The organism is Streptomyces sp. NPDC021020, from assembly GCF_044333285.1.
Lineage (GTDB): Bacteria > Actinomycetota > Actinomycetes > Streptomycetales > Streptomycetaceae > Actinacidiphila.
Map to the genome: position 1 here is coordinate 971,501 of NZ_JBIRQQ010000001.1, position 14,368 is coordinate 985,868.

Below are 14,368 nucleotides of genomic sequence, written 5' to 3' on the forward strand. Positions count from 1 at the left end.
CTGGACCCCGGACGTGTTCCGGGAGATCCTTCGGGCAGAAGACAGGACGGACCCAGACGTACATCCGTGAGGTGAGGCCTTGATGAGCACGACCCGGCCCTACGCCGCGGAAGACAACGGTCCGGAGACGGGCGCAGACGGCCGGGACGGGGGTACGGACACCGTGGACCCCGACAACGCGCGGCGGTTGCCGCTTACCGGGGAGAGCGGGATCGTCCCCCGGGCCAGGGATTTCACCCGGCAGGCACTGCACGACTGGGGCTGGCTGCCCGCCGCCACCGGCGACCGCAGGGCGGCCGCCGAGGACGTGCTCCTCGTGGTGTCCGAACTGGTCACCAACGCCTGCCTGCACGCCGGCGGCCCCGAGGAGCTGCTGCTGCGCCGGAGCCCCAAGTCTCTGCGCCTGGAGGTCGTCGACAGCGGCCCCGGCGAACCCGCCCCGCGCACCCCGCACCGCGCCGGCCGCCCCGGCGGCCACGGCATGTTCATCGTCCAGCGCCTGTGCCTCGACTGGGGCGTCGTCCGCAACGCCGACCGCCCCGGCAAGACCGTCTGGGCCGAACTCGCCGCCCCCTCCTGACCCTCGACGCGGCAATACCCGGGCTTCCCAGCCCCCTTCAGCCTCCCTGGCCTCCCGCACGACCCGGGGCTTTTTACGTTCCCGGTCCGCGCCCGTCCGCCGCGCCGCGGTCCGCACCGCCGCCACGTCCCCCGGGCCGCGGCCCCCGAACCGGCCGTCTGCCACGGCGTGGCAATGTGCCGCGCCGTCACACCCGCAGCGCGCGGGCCAAAGCGTCCAGGGCCGCGGGGTAACCGCCCTCGCCCGGCGTGCCGTAGCCGACGACCAGGCCCTGCGGGCGGCCCGGGACCTCCGGGGCGTGCCAGTGCTCGCCCAGCGCGCCGACCGCGAGCCCCAGCGCGGCCGCCGCGCGCAGCACCTCCGCCTCGCCGGGGCCCTCCGGCGGCAGGCTCACCAGCGCGTGCAGGCCCGCCGCGACCCCGCGTACCTCGACGCCCCGCCGCACCCCGCCCGCCGTGCCGTCCGTGCTGCCTGTGCCGCCGCCCGTGAGCCGGGCCACCAGCAGATCCCGGCGGCGCCGGTAGCGCAGCCGGGCGGCGCGCACGTGCCGGTCGTAGGAATGACCGGTGACCATGTCCGCGAGCGCCAACTGGCCGACCGTGCCGGTGTGGTAGTCGCTGTAGAGCTTGGCCTCCGCCACCGGCTCCACCAGACGCGCGGGCAGCACCATCCAGCCGAGCCGCAGGGCGGGCCCGAGCGTCTTGGACGCCGTGCCCAGGTAGACCACCTGCTCGGGCGCGGTGCCCTGCACGGCGCCCACGGGCTGCCGGTCGAAGCGGAATTCGCCGTCGTAGTCGTCCTCCACGACCAGGCCGCCGGTCCGCCGCGCCCACGCGGCCAGCGCCTGCCGCCGGTCCGGGTGCAGCGGGACGCCCGTCGGGTACTGGTGCGCGGGCGTGACCACCACCGCGTCGAGCGCGTCCGCGTCCGCGCCGTCCGGCAGCCGCGCGCCCGACGCGTCGACCGGCAGCGGCACCACCCGCCCGCCGGAGCGCCGCACCACCTCGCGGTGGAAGGGCAGCCCCGGGTCCTCCATGCCGATCACCGGCCCGCCGGCCCGCCCGCCGACCGCGCCCAGCACCCGGGTCAGCAGCGCGAGCCCCTGCACATAGCCGGAGACGACCACGATCCGCTCCGGGGCCGCGGCCACCCCGCGGGTCCGCCCGAGGTAGCCGGCGAGCGCGGTGCGCAGCTCCGCGGCCCCGCGCGGGTCGCCGTAGTCGTAGCCCGCGGACGGCGCGGCGGCCAGGGCGCGGCGGGTGGCGCGCAGCCAGCCCGCGGTCGGGAAGGCGGTCACGTCGGGGCTGCCCGGCCGCAGATCGTGGCGCGGGCGGGGCGCCGCCGCGAAGGGCCCGGACGGCGTGTCCGGCGCGTCCTGCGGGCGGGACGCCACCACCGTGCCCGAGCCCTGCCGGGCGGTCAGGTAGCCCTCGGCGGTGAGCTGGTCGTACGCGGCCTTCACCGTGCCGCGCGACAGCCCCGTCTCCGCGGCCAGCCGTCGGCTCGACGGCAGCCGGCTCCCGGGCCCGAGCCGCCCCGCGCGCACCGCCTCGCGCAGGGCCCGCTCCAGCGCGGCGCGCCGCCCGTACGCCCCGCCGCCCGCCGCCAGGTCCAGGTGCAGATCGACCCCGGCGGCCCAGGCCTCTCCGGCGTCCCGGTCCGGGCGGTCGTCCCCCGCCCCCGCCGCGGACGGCGCCCCCGCCACGGACAGCGCACCCGCCGCGGACGGCGCACCCGTACCGCGGCCCGTACCGGAATCCGCGCCCGGCTGCGCCTTTGCGGCGTCCACCGGCGCAAACCTCGGAGTGGGCCAGGATTCGTCCATGGAAGTGGACCTTATCCCCGCCTTCCCGGGTACCTAGTGTCGAGGTCATGACCACTGAGACCGTCACGGCCGAAGCCGCCGCCCCCGAGTCCGCCCTTGTCGTCCCCGCCGTCCGGCTCGCCGTCGACAGCCTCGTCCCGCACGTCAACCGCGCCATGAACGCGCTGGACGCCGCCGCCCGCAAGGTCAGCCTGGAGGCCCCGCTGCTGGAGCTGGTGCGGGCCCGCGCCTCGCAGCTCAACGGCTGCGCCTACTGCGTCGACACGCACACGAAGGACGCCCTGGAGGGCGGCGAGAGCGAGCGGCGGCTGTACGCGCTGCCGGTGTGGCGCGAGACGCCCTTCTTCACCGCGCGCGAGCGGGCCGCGCTGGAACTGACCGAGGCGGTCACCCGGCTCGCCGACGGCCATGTCTCCGACGAGGTCTTCGCGCGCGCCGCCGCCGAGTTCGAGGAGACCCAGCTCGCCGAACTGATCTGGGCCATCACCGTCATCAACGCCTGGAACAGGCTCGGCGCCACCGCCCGCCCCTGGCCGCTGGGTGCCTGACCTCGCCACCTCCGGGGCCGCTGCCACGCCCCGCGCGCGGACGGTACGGGGGCCGTGCGCGGGGCGGGCGGAGCGGCCGGTGTACCACCACCTCGCGCCCCCGGGGTGCGGACTACCATCAAGCCCATGACCCGCGTACTTCTGGCCGAGGACGACGCATCCATCTCGGAACCCCTCGCGCGCGCCCTGCGCCGCGAGGGCTACGAGGTCGAGGTGCGCGAGGACGGACCCGGCGCGCTGGAGACGGCGCTGCTCGGCGCCGTCGACCTGGTGGTGCTCGACCTGGGCCTGCCCGGGATGGACGGCCTGGAGGTGTGCCGGCGGCTGCGTACCGAGGGCCACACCTTCCCGGTGCTGGTCCTGACCGCGCGCGCCGACGAGGTCGACACCGTCGTCGGGCTCGACGCCGGCGCGGACGACTACGTGACCAAGCCCTTCCGGCTCGCCGAGCTGCTGGCCCGCGTCCGGGCGCTGCTGCGGCGCGGCACGACCGAGCCCGCGCAGGCGCCGACGCACGGCGTGCGGATCGACGTCGAGTCGCACCGCGCCTGGATGGGCGACGACGAACTCCAGCTCACCGCGAAGGAATTCGACCTGCTGCGGGTGCTGGTGCGGGACGCCGGCCGGGTGGTGACCCGCGAGCAGCTGATGCGCGAGGTGTGGGACACCACGTGGTGGTCGTCCACCAAGACGCTGGACATGCACATCTCCTGGCTGCGCAAGAAGCTCGGCGACGACGCGGCGAACCCGCGGTACATCTCCACGGTGCGCGGGGTCGGTTTCCGGTTCGAGAAGAACTGACGCGCGGCACCCGTGCGCCGTCGTCTCATCTCCTCCACGCTCGCCGTGGTGCTGGCCGTCATCGCCGTCTTCGGGCTGTCCCTGGTCCTGGTGGAGACGCGCACCATCGAGAGCAGCGCGCGGGACGGCGTCGAGTCCGAGGCGGTGCGGCTGGTCGGGATCGTGGAGAACCGCATCCTGGCCGGCGAGAGCATCGACGCCAAGGGCCTGGACCGGCAGATCGCCGCGGACCGCTACGCCGTCGTACGGGTGCCGGGCCGCCCGCCGGTCACCCTCGGCAAGCGCCCGCGCGGCGACGCCATCGCGTCCACCCAGCGCGGCGACCACGGCGAGTCCGTCACCGTGGAGCAGTCCCGCACCACGGTGACCCGCGAGATCTGGCGCAATGTGCTGGTGATACTGGCCGTCGCGCTGCTCGCCGTACTGGCCGCGGTCGGGCTCGCCGGCTGGCAGGCGCGGCGGCTCGCGAGCCCGCTCAGCGACCTGGCCGCGACCGCCGAGCGCCTCGGCTCGGGCGACCCGCGCCCCCGCCACCGCCGCTACGGGGTGCCGGAGCTGGACCGTATCGCCGACGTGCTGGACGCCAGCGCCGAGCGCATCGGGCGGATGCTCACCGCCGAGCGGCGGCTCGCCTCCGACGCCTCCCACCAGCTGCGCACACCGCTGACGGCGCTGTCGATGCGGCTGGAGGAGATCGTCGCCACCGACGACCAGGAGACGGTCAAGGAGGAGGCGTCGATCGCGCTCGGGCAGGTCGAGCGGCTGACCGACGTGGTGCAGCGGCTGCTCACCAACGCCCGCGACCCCCGTACCGGCTCGGCGGTCTACTTCGACCTCGACGAGGTCATCAAGCAGCAGCTGGAGGAGTGGCGCCCGGCCTACCGCAGCGAGGGGCGCACCATCGTCCGCTCCGGCACCCTGGCGCTGCGCGCGGTCGGCACGCCCGGCGCGGTGGCGCAGGTGCTGGCCACCCTCATCGAGAACTCCCTCATGCACGGCGCCGGCACCGTCGCCCTGCGCACCCGGGTGACCGGCAACCAGGCCGTCGTCGAGGTCACCGACGAGGGCCGCGGGGTGCCGCCGGACCTGGGCGCCCGGGTCTTCGAGCGCACGGTCAGCGGCCGCAACTCCACCGGACTCGGCCTCGCCCTGGCCCGCGACCTCGCCGAGGCGGACGGCGGGCGGCTCGAACTGCTCCAGCAGCGCCCGCCGGTCTTCGCGCTCTTCCTGGCCCGCGAGATGCAGCCCCCGCCGCCGCGCGAGGACATCGTGAGCTGAGGCCCGCCGAGGCCCGGGGCCGCCGCGGTCAGCGCGCCGAGCGCGCCCCGCCCTCGGTGCCCTCGGCCAGCAGCGACTCGGCCTCCTCCACCGTCTCGGCCATCGCCCGCTTCGCGGGCGCCACCCGGAAGACCCAGGTGCGGTAGGACCAGAAGCGGAAGAGTGTGGCGAGGCCCACGCCGAGGAACTTGAAGATGTTGCTCTGCAGCGTGCTGTCCCAGTGGAAGCCGTACGTCGCCACGTACAGGATGCCGTTCTCGATCACCAGGCCCACGCAGCTGAAGGCGAGGAAGAGCGCCATCTCGCGGGCGCGGCCCTCGCGGTCCCGGTCGCGGTAGGTGAAGTAGCGGAACCCCACGTAGTTGAAGACGATCGACACCAGGGTCGCGAGGACGCTCGCGCGTACGGTCTGCAGGCCGGTGAGGTGGCGCAGCAGGTTGTACACGCCGAAGTTCACGAGCAGGCCGGCCCCGCCCACCGCGCCGAACTTGACGATCTCGCGGTACATCAGCGCCAGCTGGGCGCGCAGGGCGGTGATTCCGGTCATGGTGATCGCTCGGCCCTGTCTGTGGGGGTCGTGGTGACGGGTGTGTGTCCTCATGCTAACGGGCGGCCCCGGGCCACCGGGGGGCCGTCCGGCGTTCGGGCGCCCGTCGCACGGCGGATACCCTGGTAGAGCCCACCCCGGGGGATCCGCCCCCGCGCACCACGGCAGGACGCATCGTGACATTCCCCGTAGTCGGCATGGTCGGCGGCGGCCAGCTCGCCCGTATGACGCACGAGGCGGGCATCCCGCTCGGCATCAGGTTCCGGATCCTCAGCGACACCCCGCAGGACTCCGCGGCGCAGGTCGTCTCCGACGTCACGGTGGGCGACTACCGCGACCTCGACACCCTGCGCGCGTTCGCCCGCGGCTGCGACGTGATCACCTTCGACCACGAGCACGTGCCCGGCGAGCACCTGCGGGTGCTGGAGGCGGAGGGCGTCGTCGTCCGGCCCGGCCCCGACGCGCTGCTGCACGCGCACGACAAGGGCGTGATGCGCGCCCGGCTCGCCGAGATCGGCATCCCCTGCCCGCGCAACCGCATCGTCGCCGACCCGGCGGACGTCACGCGCTTCGCCGCCGAGGGCAGCGGCTACCCGGTGGTACTGAAGACCGTGGTCGGCGGCTACGACGGCAAGGGCGTGTGGTTCGTGCGCTCCGAGGCCGACGCGGCGGACGCCTTCAAGGCGGGCGTCGCGGTGCTCGCCGAGGAGCGCGTCGACTTCGTGCGCGAGCTGGCCGCGAACGTCGTGCGCTCCCCGCACGGGCAGGCCGTGGCCTATCCGGTCGTGGAGTCGGTGCAGGTGGACGGCGTGTGCGACACCGTGGTCGCGCCCGCGCCCGACCTGCCGGAGGAGCTGTCGGCGCAGGCGCAGCAGCTCGCCCTGACGGTGGCGCGCGAGCTGGGTGTCGTCGGGCACCTCGCGGTCGAGCTGTTCGAGACCCGCGGCCCGGACGGGAAGCCGGCGATCCTCGTCAACGAGCTCGCGATGCGCCCGCACAACAGCGGCCACTGGACCATCGACGGCGCCGCCACCTCGCAGTTCGCCAACCACCTGCGCGCGGTGCTGGACCTGCCGCTGGGCGACCCGCGCCCGCGCGCCCGCTGGACGGTCATGGCCAACGTCCTGGGCGGCGACTACCCCGACATGTACGCGGGCTACCTGCACTGCATGGCCCGCGACCCGGGCCTGAAGATCCACATGTACGGCAAGGACGTGAAGCCCGGCCGCAAGGTGGGCCACGTCACCGCTTACGGCGCCGACCTGCCCGCGGTGCGCGAGCGCGCGCGGCACGCGGCCGACTACCTGCGAGGGACGATCGATGAGTGAAGCGCCCGCCACGCCCGGCCGGAGCACCGGGGGACCCGCGGTCGGCATCGTCATGGGCTCGGACTCCGACTGGCCGGTCATGGAGGCCGCCGCCGAGGCGCTCGGCGAATTCGGCGTCCCCTTCGAGGTCGACGTCGTCTCGGCGCACCGCATGCCGCGCGAGATGATCGCGTACGGCGAGCAGGCCGCCGGGCGCGGGCTCAAGGCGATCATCGCGGGCGCGGGCGGCGCCGCCCACCTGCCGGGCATGCTCGCGTCCGTCACCCCGCTGCCGGTCATCGGCGTGCCGGTGCCGCTGAAGTACCTGGACGGCATGGACTCGCTGATGTCGATCGTGCAGATGCCGGCCGGTGTGCCCGTCGCGACCGTCTCGGTGGCCGGCGCCCGCAACGCCGGGCTGCTCGCCGTCCGCATCCTGGCCGCGCACGACACGGGGCTGCAGGACCGGATGCGCGACTTCCAGCAGTCGCTGAACGACCAGGCCACCGAGAAGGGCAAGCGGCTGCGCGGCAAGGTGCAGGGCGCGGGCGGCTTCGGCTTCGGGCAGTAGCCGCAGGTCGCGCCGCCCGGCAGCCGCCCCGCATAGGGTGCCGGTATGGACCACCTCGCCCGCGCCCGTGACCTGCTCGCCGCCCACCCCGTCGTCGACGGGCACAACGACCTGCCGTGGGCGCTGCGCGAGCACGTCGCGTACGACCTGGACCGGCTGGATGTCTCGGCCGACCAGAGCGGCCTGCTGCACACCGACGTGCCGCGGCTGCGGGCCGGGGGCGTGGGCGGGCAGTTCTGGTCGGTGTACGTGTCGGTCGAGCTGACCGGCGCCGACGCCGTCACCGCGACGCTGGAGCAGATCGACGTCGTCCGGCGGCTGGCCGAGCGGTACCCGCAGGACCTGGCGCTCGCGCTGACCGCCGACGACCTGGAGAAGGCCCGCGCGCAGGGCCGTATCGCGTCGCTGATGGGCGCCGAGGGCGGGCACAGCATCGACAACTCGCTGGGCGTCCTGCGGGCCTTCCACGCGCTCGGGGTCCGCTACATGACGCTCACCCACAACACCAACACCGCGTGGGCGGACTCGGCGACCGACGAGCCCGCCGCAGGGGGCCTGACCGCCTTCGGCGAGGAGGTCGTCCGGGAGATGAACCGGCTGGGCATGCTGGTGGACCTCAGCCACGTCTCCGCCGACACCATGCGCGCCGCGCTGCGCGTCACCGAGGCGCCGGTGCTCTTCTCGCACTCCTCGGCCCGCGCGGTGTGCGACCACGTCCGCAACATCCCCGACGACGTCCTCGCGGCCCTGCCCGGCAACGGCGGCGTGGCCATGGCCACGTTCGTGCCGAAGTTCGTGCTGCCCGCGGCCATCGAGTGGACGCTCGCGGCCGACGCCAACATGCGCGAGCACGGCCTGCACCACCTGGACACCACGCCCGCGGGGATGGCCGTGCAGCGCGCCTTCGAGGCCGCGCACCCGCGCCCGGTGGCCACCGCGGCGACCGTCGCCGACCACCTGGACCACATGCGCGAGGTCGCCGGCGTCGACCACATCGGCCTCGGCGGCGACTACGACGGCACCGCCTTCACCCCGCAGGACATGGCCGACGTCAGCGGCTACCCGCAGCTCGTCGCCGAGCTGCTGCGGCGCGGCTGGTCCGACGCCGACCTCGCCAAGCTGACCTGGGGCAACGCGGTGCGGGTGCTGCGCGACGCGGAATCCGCCGCGACCGCGATCCAGGCCCTGCGCGGCCCCTCCGCGGCGACCCTGGCCCGGCTCGACGGCTGACCGGCGGTCGCGGGCGGTACGGGGCGGCCGCCCGCGCCCCCTCCCGCGGCGCTCAGCCCGCGCAGAGGCAGAAGGGGTGCCCGGCGGGATCCGCGTAGACCCGCCAGTTGCGGGAGCCGCCGAGGTCGCCCTCCAGCAGGGTGGCGCCGAGCGCGAGGACCTTCCGCTCGGCCTCGTCCATCTCGGCCCGCGGCACCCGGATGTCCAGGTGGAACTGCTGCGGGCGCTCCGGGTCGGGCCAGGCCGGCGGCCGGAAGTCCGTCGCGCGCTGGAAGGACAGGTCGTCGCCGTCCGCGCGCTTGAGGTCGATCCACGTCTCGTCCTCGGCCTCCACCTCGCCGCCGAGCACCTCGGCGTAGAAGGCGGCGAGCGCGGCGGGGTCGGGGCAGTCGAGGACGACGGAGATCAGCCGGCCGATCATGGCGGGTCCTTTCACCGGTTGCTGCCGCCCGGGTCCGGGCGGCACTGACCCGCACCATCATGACGGCACCCACCGACAGCCCGCGAAGGCCGCGCGGAGCTACGCGTTCGGGCGGCCCATCGCCCGGTAGGTCCAGCCGGCCTTGCGCCACAGCGCGGCGTCCAGGGTGTTGCGGCCGTCCAGCACGACGAGGCCCCGCGCCAGCTCGGCGAGCGCGGCCGGGTCCAGCTCGCGGAATTCCCGCCACTCGGTCAGGTGCAGCACCGCGTCCGCGCCGCGGACCGCGTCCTGCGCGCTGGGGGCGTAGCCGAGGGTGGGGAAGTGCAGCCGGGCGTTGTCCATGCCCCTGGGGTCGTAGACGGTGACCTGGCCGCCCTGGAGCTGGATCTGGCCGGCGACGTTGAGCGCGGGCGAATCGCGTACGTCGTCGGAGTCCGGCTTGAAGGTGGCGCCGAGCACCGCGACGCGGCGGCCCAGGAAGCCGCCGCCCAGTGCCTCGCGGGCCATGTCCACCATCTGGGTGCGGCGCCGCATGTTGGTCGAGTCGACCTCGCGCAGGAAGGTCAGCGCCTGGTCGGCGCCCAGCTCGCCGGCCCGGGCCATGAAGGCGCGGATGTCCTTGGGCAGGCAGCCGCCGCCGAAGCCGATGCCGGCCCGCAGGAACTTGGCGCCGATCCGGTCGTCGTAGCCGATCGCCTCGGCGAGTACGGCCACGTCACCGCCGGCCGCCTCGCTGACCTCGGCCATCGCGTTGATGAAGGAGATCTTGGTGGCGAGGAAGGCGTTGGCCGCGGTCTTGACCAGTTCCGCGGTGGGATAGTCCGCGACCACGAACGGCGTGCCTTCTGCCACGGGCTTCGCGTAAACCTCCCGCAGCAGGCTTTCCGCGCGCTCGCTGCGCACCCCGACCACGATCCGGTCCGGGTGCAGGGTGTCCTGCACCGCGAAGCCCTCGCGGAGGAATTCCGGGTTCCAGGCCAGCTCGACGTCCTCGCCGGCCGGTGCCAGCGCGGTGAGCGTCTCCGCGAGCCGCGCCGCGCTGCCGACCGGCACGGTGGACTTGCCCACGACCAGCGCGGGCCGCCGCAGCAGCGGTGCCAGCAGCTCGAAGGCGCTCTCCACGTAGCTCATGTCGCACGCGTACTCGCCCTGCTTCTGCGGGGTGTTGACGCACACGAAGTGCACGTCGCCGAAGTCGGCGACCTCCTCCCACGACATGGTGAAGCGCAGCCGCCCGCTGGATCCCTCGATACCGGCCACGTGCCGGGCCAGCATGTCCTCCAGACCCGGCTCGTACATCGGCACCCGGCCCTGCGCGAGCAGCTCGATCTTGCGCGGGTCGATGTCGAGCGCGAGCACGTCGAAACCGAGTTCGGCCATGGCCGCGGCGTGCGTGGCGCCGAGGTACCCGGTGCCGATCACGGTCAGCTTGAGAGGCATGGGCCGAGCATAGTCGGCACCGCCCCGGCCGAAAGAGGGGTGTGACCGGCCTTCCTGCCCGCACCTCACTCCCGCGTCCCGAGTGGCGCGAGCCGGGAACGGGTAGGTGGCGCGGTGGTGGCCTTGTGCTGTCGTGAAGGTCACGTACGCCGGGCTGCGAGCCCGGCCCTAGGATCGTAGGATCAATCAGGTTACTTAACGGTAATTAGCACTCGGGGAGTGAGACTCTGTGGCCGGATCCTCCGACTTCGACCTTTTCCGGACCTCCGAAGAGCACGACATGCTGCGGGACGCCGTGCGCTCGCTGGCCGAGGCGAAGATCGCGCCCTTCGCCGCCGAGGTGGACGAGCAGGGCCGCTTCCCGCAGGAGGCCAGGGAGGCCCTGGAGGCCAACGACCTGCACGCGATCCATGTGCCCGAGGCGTACGACGGGGCGGGCGCCGACGCGCTGTCGACCGTCATCGTGATCGAGGAGGTGGCGCGGGTCTGCGCGTCGTCGTCCCTCATCCCGGCGGTCAACAAGCTCGGCTCGCTGCCCGTGCAGCTGTCCGGCTCCGAGGAGCTGAAGGCGCGCTACCTCGGCGCGCTCGCCCGCAAGGAGGGCATGTTCTCCTACGCCCTGTCGGAGCCCGAGGCGGGCTCGGACGCGGCGGGCATGAAGACCCGCGCGGTGCGCGACGGCGACGCCTACGTCCTCAACGGCGTCAAGCGCTGGATCACCAACGCCGGGGTCTCCGACTTCTACACGGTCATGGCCGTGACCGACCCCGACAAGCGCTCCAAGGGCATCTCCGCCTTCGTGGTGGAGAAGGGCGACGAGGGCGTCTCCTTCGGCGCCCCGGAGAAGAAGCTCGGCATCAAGGGCTCCCCGACCCGCGAGGTCTACCTCGACAACGTCCGCATCCCCGCCGACCGCATGATCGGCGCCGAGGGCACCGGCTTCGCGACCGCGATGCGCACCCTCGACCACACCCGCATCACCATCGCCGCCCAGGCCCTCGGCATCGCCCAGGGCGCCCTGGACTACGCCAAGGGCTACGTGGCCGAGCGCAAGCAGTTCGGCAAGGCGATCGCCGAATTCCAGGGCATCCAGTTCATGCTCGCCGACATGGCGATGAAGCTGGAGGCCGCCCGCCAGCTCACCTACTCCGCCGCCGCCCGCTCCGAGCGCGCCTCGGCCGGCAGCAAGGACGAGGACCTCACCTTCTTCGGCGCCGCCGCCAAGTGCTACGCCTCCGACGTGGCCATGTCGATCACCACCGACGCGGTCCAGCTCCTCGGCGGATACGGCTACACGCGCGACTACCCGGTCGAGCGGATGATGCGCGACGCGAAGATCACGCAGATCTACGAAGGCACCAACCAGGTCCAGCGGATCGTCATGGCGCGGAACCTGCCCGCGTAGCAACTCTGTAACAGCCGTTGCGCGAGAGGCGCGAAGAGCACCCCACCCGGGTGCTCTTTGTGTGTCTGGGGTCGAGTTATGGTCGGTTTGCGATCAATTGACAAGCCCGTGCGAGGACTTGTAGAGCTGTGGAAGCCATCAGCCGGACGGGGGGCCGTCGCAGCAGCTGACCGGCCTCCACCGCGCTTGTGATCCGATCCCGTGAAGGGAAGACGTGTCCATAAACCGCCGCACCGCCATAGCGGTGCGATCCATTGGCGTCGCCTCCGCCGCAGCCGCTCTGGCGCTGGGCGTTGCAGGCAGCGCGTTTGCGTGCAGCATCGGCGAATTCAGCGCCAAGGCGAGCTGTGACAAGGAGACCGGCACGGCCTCCTTCGACATCACCGACACCGACCACTCGCAGCCTGCGACGGTCACCATCCTGGACAACGGCACCGTGGTCGCCACCACGACGTTCGAGGCCAGGCACACCGAGAACACCGTCAACGTCCAGTTCGACTGGAAGGCGGGCACGACCTACACGGTGCACGTGAAGGCCGGCAGCGGCAAGCACCTCGTCCTCGACGAGGACGTCAAGGGCGGCGTGACGGCCCCGGCCGAGGCCTGCACCCCGCCCGAGCAGGGCGGCGGCGACAACGGCGGGACCGGCGACAACGGCGGCACCGGCGGCAACCCGTCGCCGTCCACCAGCGCCCCCGCGCCGAGCGAGAGCGCCTCCGCCACGCCGACCGCGACCACCACCGCGCCGGCCGCCGCGGTCGACGACACCAACGCGCCGAAGCCGGCCGCGGGCGGTACGTCCAACCTGGCCGAGACCGGTGGCGGCAGCAACACCGGCATGATCGCCGGCATCGCCGCCGCGCTCGTCGTGGCCGGCGGTGGCACCGTCTTCTTCATGCGCCGCCGCAAGCCCGCCGCGCACAGCTGACGCCCGCCCCCCGGGGACGTGCGTGCCGCTGACAGCGGCACCCCGTGACGCCGCCGTCGTGCACACGACGGCGGCGTCACGGCTTTCCTGCAGGGCGCTACTTGGTGACGGTCACCTTGTCGTCGTTCTTCAGCTCGCCGAAGAGGGTCTTGGCCTTCGTCATGTCCCACTTCACGGCGTCGCCGTCGCTCGCGGTCTGGTAGTTGGCGTTGGATATCGGCACGGTCAGGGACTGGCCGTCGCCGCCGCTGACGCCCTTCATCGCGAAGAACATCGACGCGAGGTTCCGCAGGCTCATGTCCTTGTCGACGACGAGGGTGTCCAGGCCGGAGCCGATCACCGGGTAGAGCTTGAACGGGTTGAGGATCGTCCACGGCGAGGCCGCCTGGTGGGCGATCGCCGACAGGAACTGCTGCTGGTGCCGCATCCGGCCGAGGTCCTGGTCGGCCTCCTGGTGCCGCTCGCGGACGAAGGTCAGCGCCTGCTTGCCGTTCATCGTCACATCGCCGGCCTTCGGGAAGTCGGCGCCCGACGCCTTGTCGACCAGCGGCTTGTCCAGGTGGATCGTCACACCGCCGAGCGCGTCGACCAGGTTGACGAAGCCCGCGAAGCCGATCTCGGCGTAGTGGTCGATGTGGATGCCGGTGTTGTACTCGACCGTCCGGGTCAGCAGCTCGGGGCCGCCGTCGGCGTAGGCCTTGTTGAGCTTGTGCTGCGAGGCGGGGTAGCGCTTGTGGGTGCGCTCGCCGGTGAAGGCCGGGATGGTCACGTAGGAGTCGCGCGGCAGGCTGAGCATCGTGGTGCCGTTGCTGCCGGTGTGCAGGATCATCATCGAGTCGGTGCGCTGGCCCTCGGCGGCGCCGGTGTGCAGGTCCTTCTCGTCCTGCTTGGTCAGCCCCTCCCGGCTGTCCGAACCGACGATCAGGTAGTTGGTGCCCTTGCCCGCGGCCGGGCGGTCCTCGACCTTGCTCAGATCGACCTCGCGCCGCACCTTGCCGTCGGCCCAGAAGTAGGTGGACACCGAGACCACGATCAGCACCACGACCAGGCCGAGTGCGGTGTAGCCGACCCGGCGCCTGGTTATCCAGCTCAGCCGGCCGCGCGGCCCGCCTCCCGGGCCGCCGGAGCCGGTGGACGGCGGGCCGTAGCCGCCGCCGTCGGGCGGTCCCGACGGCCGCGGGATCGCGCCCGGCGGCAGCCGGTCGCCGCGCTGCGGGGTGCGGGTCGGCTGCGGCGGGACCCCGCCTGCGGCGGCGGCCCGGCGCGGCGACAGTTCGGGCGGCAGCGGCGGCTCGTTGCGCCGGCGCTGCTCGGTGTCATCGCTCCAACCGTTCATCCCACTCATGTCGGCCAGTGTGCCCGGCAGCGGCGCGGGACCCTGAATCCAGGGCGGTTCTGTAGCAGACCCGATGCATTCGGCCACGAGCCGCAGCCGTTTTGTCACGGACATACAGTGGAGGTCATGATCCATGCATCCGAGGGCTCCG

14 protein-coding genes are annotated in these 14,368 nt (G+C 73.4%); 9 read left to right on the plus strand and 5 right to left on the minus strand.

Going from position 1 to position 14,368, the window contains the following annotated elements:
* Window positions 1–82: 82 nt before the first annotated feature.
* Complete coding sequence (locus ACH4SL_RS04250; RefSeq protein ID WP_398441831.1) at window positions 83–580, plus strand: ATP-binding protein; 498 nt, start codon at window positions 83–85, stop codon at window positions 578–580.
* Between the two features lie 187 nt (window positions 581–767).
* Here the strand turns inward: ACH4SL_RS04250 and ACH4SL_RS04255 are convergent, their stop codons facing one another.
* On the minus strand, window positions 768–2,201 hold the full coding sequence (locus tag ACH4SL_RS04255; RefSeq protein WP_398441909.1) for a PLP-dependent aminotransferase family protein: 1,434 nt from the start codon (window positions 2,199–2,201) through the stop codon (window positions 768–770).
* A 251-nt stretch (window positions 2,202–2,452) separates the two neighbouring features.
* Here ACH4SL_RS04255 and ACH4SL_RS04260 point away from each other — a divergent pair, with 251 nt between their 5' ends.
* The 3 genes from ACH4SL_RS04260 (at window position 2,453) to ACH4SL_RS04270 (ending at window position 5,032) form a co-directional block, all read left to right on the plus strand.
* Window positions 2,453–2,953: a carboxymuconolactone decarboxylase family protein gene (locus tag ACH4SL_RS04260; RefSeq protein WP_398441833.1), complete on the plus strand. Its 501-nt coding sequence runs from the start codon at window positions 2,453–2,455 to the stop codon at window positions 2,951–2,953.
* A 126-nt stretch (window positions 2,954–3,079) separates the two neighbouring features.
* Window positions 3,080–3,754, plus strand: a complete 675-nt coding sequence (locus ACH4SL_RS04265) for a response regulator transcription factor (protein WP_031519470.1) — start codon at window positions 3,080–3,082, stop codon at window positions 3,752–3,754.
* Window positions 3,755–3,766: 12 nt separating this feature from the next.
* Window positions 3,767–5,032: an ATP-binding protein gene (locus tag ACH4SL_RS04270; RefSeq protein ID WP_398441834.1), complete on the plus strand. Its 1,266-nt coding sequence runs from the start codon at window positions 3,767–3,769 to the stop codon at window positions 5,030–5,032.
* A gap of 28 nt (window positions 5,033–5,060) precedes the next feature.
* Here ACH4SL_RS04270 and ACH4SL_RS04275 read toward each other — a convergent pair whose 3' ends face one another.
* A complete protein-coding gene (locus ACH4SL_RS04275) occupies window positions 5,061–5,579 on the minus strand; it encodes a GtrA family protein (RefSeq protein ID WP_398441835.1) in 519 nt (172 codons plus the stop codon).
* A gap of 197 nt (window positions 5,580–5,776) precedes the next feature.
* Here ACH4SL_RS04275 and ACH4SL_RS04280 point away from each other — a divergent pair, with 197 nt between their 5' ends.
* Genes ACH4SL_RS04280 through ACH4SL_RS04290 form a run of 3 tightly spaced genes read left to right on the plus strand, consistent with a single transcriptional unit; the run spans window position 5,777 to window position 8,687 of the window.
* The gene (locus ACH4SL_RS04280) at window positions 5,777–6,907 is read left to right on the plus strand and encodes a 5-(carboxyamino)imidazole ribonucleotide synthase (RefSeq protein ID WP_398441910.1); all 1,131 of its coding nucleotides are present in this window, start codon (window positions 5,777–5,779) and stop codon (window positions 6,905–6,907) included.
* Window positions 6,900–7,457: a 5-(carboxyamino)imidazole ribonucleotide mutase gene (purE, locus tag ACH4SL_RS04285; RefSeq protein WP_398441836.1), complete on the plus strand. Its 558-nt coding sequence runs from the start codon at window positions 6,900–6,902 to the stop codon at window positions 7,455–7,457. The genes ACH4SL_RS04280 and purE overlap by 8 nt, the downstream gene beginning before the upstream one ends.
* Before the next feature lie 45 nt (window positions 7,458–7,502).
* Window positions 7,503–8,687 (plus strand): dipeptidase, encoded by a 1,185-nt coding sequence (locus ACH4SL_RS04290; protein ID WP_398441837.1) that lies wholly within the window; start codon window positions 7,503–7,505, stop codon window positions 8,685–8,687.
* A 52-nt stretch (window positions 8,688–8,739) separates the two neighbouring features.
* Here the strand turns inward: ACH4SL_RS04290 and ACH4SL_RS04295 are convergent, their stop codons facing one another.
* Window positions 8,740–9,108: a VOC family protein gene (locus ACH4SL_RS04295; RefSeq protein WP_398441838.1), complete on the minus strand. Its 369-nt coding sequence runs from the start codon at window positions 9,106–9,108 to the stop codon at window positions 8,740–8,742.
* A gap of 99 nt (window positions 9,109–9,207) precedes the next feature.
* A complete protein-coding gene (locus ACH4SL_RS04300; protein ID WP_398441839.1) occupies window positions 9,208–10,548 on the minus strand; it encodes a UDP-glucose dehydrogenase family protein in 1,341 nt (446 codons plus the stop codon).
* Window positions 10,549–10,777: 229 nt separating this feature from the next.
* Between ACH4SL_RS04300 and ACH4SL_RS04305 the strand changes: the two genes are divergently transcribed.
* The gene (locus tag ACH4SL_RS04305; RefSeq protein WP_398441840.1) at window positions 10,778–11,953 is read left to right on the plus strand and encodes an acyl-CoA dehydrogenase family protein; all 1,176 of its coding nucleotides are present in this window, start codon (window positions 10,778–10,780) and stop codon (window positions 11,951–11,953) included.
* A 214-nt stretch (window positions 11,954–12,167) separates the two neighbouring features.
* The gene (locus ACH4SL_RS04310) at window positions 12,168–12,881 is read left to right on the plus strand and encodes an LAETG motif-containing sortase-dependent surface protein (protein ID WP_398441841.1); all 714 of its coding nucleotides are present in this window, start codon (window positions 12,168–12,170) and stop codon (window positions 12,879–12,881) included.
* Window positions 12,882–12,978: 97 nt separating this feature from the next.
* On the opposite strand, the gene ACH4SL_RS04315 is transcribed toward ACH4SL_RS04310, so the two are convergent.
* A complete protein-coding gene (locus ACH4SL_RS04315; RefSeq protein ID WP_398441911.1) occupies window positions 12,979–14,217 on the minus strand; it encodes an LCP family protein in 1,239 nt (412 codons plus the stop codon).
* Between the last annotated feature and the right edge of the window lie 151 nt (window positions 14,218–14,368).

Excerpts from the sequence above, each read along its gene's own strand:
- ACH4SL_RS04275 (WP_398441835.1), bottom strand. The coding sequence starts at position 5,579 with ATGACCGGAATCACCGCCCTGCGCGCCCAGCTGGCGCTGATGTACCGC.
- ACH4SL_RS04280 (WP_398441910.1), top strand. The coding sequence starts at position 5,777 with ATGGTCGGCGGCGGCCAGCTCGCCCGTATGACGCACGAGGCGGGCATC.
- ACH4SL_RS04250 (WP_398441831.1), top strand. The coding sequence starts at position 83 with ATGAGCACGACCCGGCCCTACGCCGCGGAAGACAACGGTCCGGAGACG.
- ACH4SL_RS04300 (WP_398441839.1), bottom strand. The coding sequence starts at position 10,548 with ATGCCTCTCAAGCTGACCGTGATCGGCACCGGGTACCTCGGCGCCACG.
- ACH4SL_RS04315 (WP_398441911.1), bottom strand. The coding sequence starts at position 14,217 with ATGAACGGTTGGAGCGATGACACCGAGCAGCGCCGGCGCAACGAGCCG.
- ACH4SL_RS04295 (WP_398441838.1), bottom strand. The coding sequence starts at position 9,108 with ATGATCGGCCGGCTGATCTCCGTCGTCCTCGACTGCCCCGACCCCGCC.
- purE (WP_398441836.1), top strand. The coding sequence starts at position 6,900 with ATGAGTGAAGCGCCCGCCACGCCCGGCCGGAGCACCGGGGGACCCGCG.
- ACH4SL_RS04260 (WP_398441833.1), top strand. The coding sequence starts at position 2,453 with ATGACCACTGAGACCGTCACGGCCGAAGCCGCCGCCCCCGAGTCCGCC.
- ACH4SL_RS04290 (WP_398441837.1), top strand. The coding sequence starts at position 7,503 with ATGGACCACCTCGCCCGCGCCCGTGACCTGCTCGCCGCCCACCCCGTC.
- ACH4SL_RS04265 (WP_031519470.1), top strand. The coding sequence starts at position 3,080 with ATGACCCGCGTACTTCTGGCCGAGGACGACGCATCCATCTCGGAACCC.